Annotated in this window: 1 protein-coding gene and 1 pseudogene; one reads left to right on the top strand and one right to left on the bottom strand. The window is 51.3% G+C overall.

The genetic code is table 11. The annotated features are described in order from the left end of the window. Positions 1-264: pseudogene (locus ACREAY_RS11565) on the bottom strand (hypothetical protein); the annotation flags it as partial. A 292-nt stretch (positions 265-556) separates the two neighbouring features. On the opposite strand from ACREAY_RS11565, the gene ACREAY_RS11560 reads away from it, so the two are divergent. Then, positions 557-1,756, top strand: coding sequence for a hypothetical protein (locus ACREAY_RS11560; protein ID WP_431755920.1), 1,200 nt, complete (start codon positions 557-559; stop codon positions 1,754-1,756). Positions 1,757-1,921 lie beyond the last annotated feature (165 nt).

Genomic DNA, 1,921 nt, shown 5'->3' with positions numbered 1-1,921 from the left:
GTTGAAATGCGTCAGATATTCCGTATAGTTTGCCTGCTTTGCATTGTCTGTAGAGCAATTTTTCATCCTGTCATATTCCTGGGCAGACAGGTAGCTGTTCTTCGGCCTTAGCCCATCCATGGTGACGAGTGGCTGGGCTGCAAATGTTGCGCTGAATGCAAATATGGAGCCTAAAAGAGTGGCTGCCATGGCAATAGCCAACAATAAAACAGATCGGCGAGTGAGTCCCATGAGAAAAATGAAGAAGCATATTATTTTAATCAATTGGAGTCTCGTTCGGCAAGATCTGTATTGGAAATAAAACAGTTGCAAAGATTCTGCAAAATTATTGTCTAATTTTATTGTGATATTGCAAGATAGGTTCCCAAATTTTATTAAAAAGCGTGAATACCGCCTTATCCTTTCTCTTTTTCGATCTAGTTCGGGCAATCAACCGGATGCAAAGACGGCCTCTGCCCAAAAAGTTAGGTGGGATTCTTACATGGCAAGGCTCTTGGCACAATGACCCATAATGCGATGAAGCAATGGATAATAAGAAAAGCCCGGCAATACGGGCATGTCGCAGCCTGCAAGAAAGAAGGCATTGACGGCTGCTGTTGTTTCCGCGGCCATTCTTGCTACTCTGTTTGTGCCGTTTCAAAAAGCTGGCGGGAACGGCTATGACAGCGTCGTCTCGCAGCTCGCCTTTACGGCTGCAGGCCCGGCGGTGACGGCAGCCGCAGCAGGCCTGACGGTAGACGCAGTAGACCTCTCGGGAAACCCCGTCCAGGGGGTCTGGACTACAATCCATTCAAGTAATGGGACGCTTGTCGGGTCGGGATATTCTCCACTTCCATTTGCAGGCAAGGCTGATGAATCGTACAAAGTGACAGTTGCAGACTATGACGGCAAGATATTCCACCATTGGAAAGATAACGACAGTACAGACAGGACCCGCACGATCCACTTTAGTTCGGCTTCGCCAGAGGAAAACATCACAACTATTACCGCAGTTTACAATACCGGCGACGCCCTGAGGGGCGTCACTCCGCTGAATTATACCGGAACTGAGGAGCAGCCGGACCTGACGGTGCACGCACTCACCACCGGCAACCAGACGCTGCACATGTATGCCATAATCGATCCCCAGTCCAGCAACTCGTCAGGGACGACGTACAAGGTGTACGCAGGCAATTACCAGGACAAGGTATTCGATAGATGGGAAGACGGCAGCACCGACAGCATCAGGACGCTTACTATATCAGACGATGAAACAATCACCGCATATTACCGCGCCGATGCCGCCGGGCCGGCCATCCACATGAATGACACGACCGTTTCGACCGGCCAGAGCGTACGGTCCGGCAGGCCCGCCCACGCCGAATACGTGACCCCGGCGTCGAGCCTTGTCGGAAAGCAGATAGACTCTATAACGATGACGCTAAAGAAATCAGGCCTGCCCACGGGGACGGCCGAGGTCGGCATCATCAATGAGAACCTGTCCATGAAGAACGTCTTTGCGACGCTTGACGTGTCCACGCTTTCTACGGCATATGAAGAATTCGAGTTTGCATCGTCTTCTCCGTATACGATAGCCGCCGGGGACAGGATAGGCATCAAGTATGCAGAGGGGACCAGCACGGTCAACATCTCTGTCATGCGCGACACCGATCCGGCGGATCCGTTCGACGGCCCCAATACCTACCACACACACTATACCACGTCGTGGTCAAACTTTTTGTCAAACGACCTCACGATGACTTTGAAGCTGGACTAGCGCATGACACCAGGCTTGACTAAGGCGAGGGTCGATAAAACACCATGCCAGAAGTAAGAAGGGACTTTTTCTTTCCAACGACCGAGCGCGCAGAAATCTCAGAGATCAAAGACGGCATCTACCGCATATCGGGATTCGTCAAAGAGTTCGGGATGACGTTCAACC

Origin of the sequence: Nitrososphaera sp. (assembly GCF_050748925.1) — an archaeon.
Classification (GTDB): domain Archaea; phylum Thermoproteota; class Nitrososphaeria; order Nitrososphaerales; family Nitrososphaeraceae; genus Nitrososphaera.
This window is presented reverse-complemented; position numbering and strand designations above follow the sequence as displayed.

What these genes read in the sequence shown, in the direction of transcription:
- ACREAY_RS11560 (WP_431755920.1), top strand. Translation starts at nt 557, where the DNA reads ATGTCGCAGCCTGCAAGAAAGAAGGCATTGACGGCTGCTGTTGTTTCC.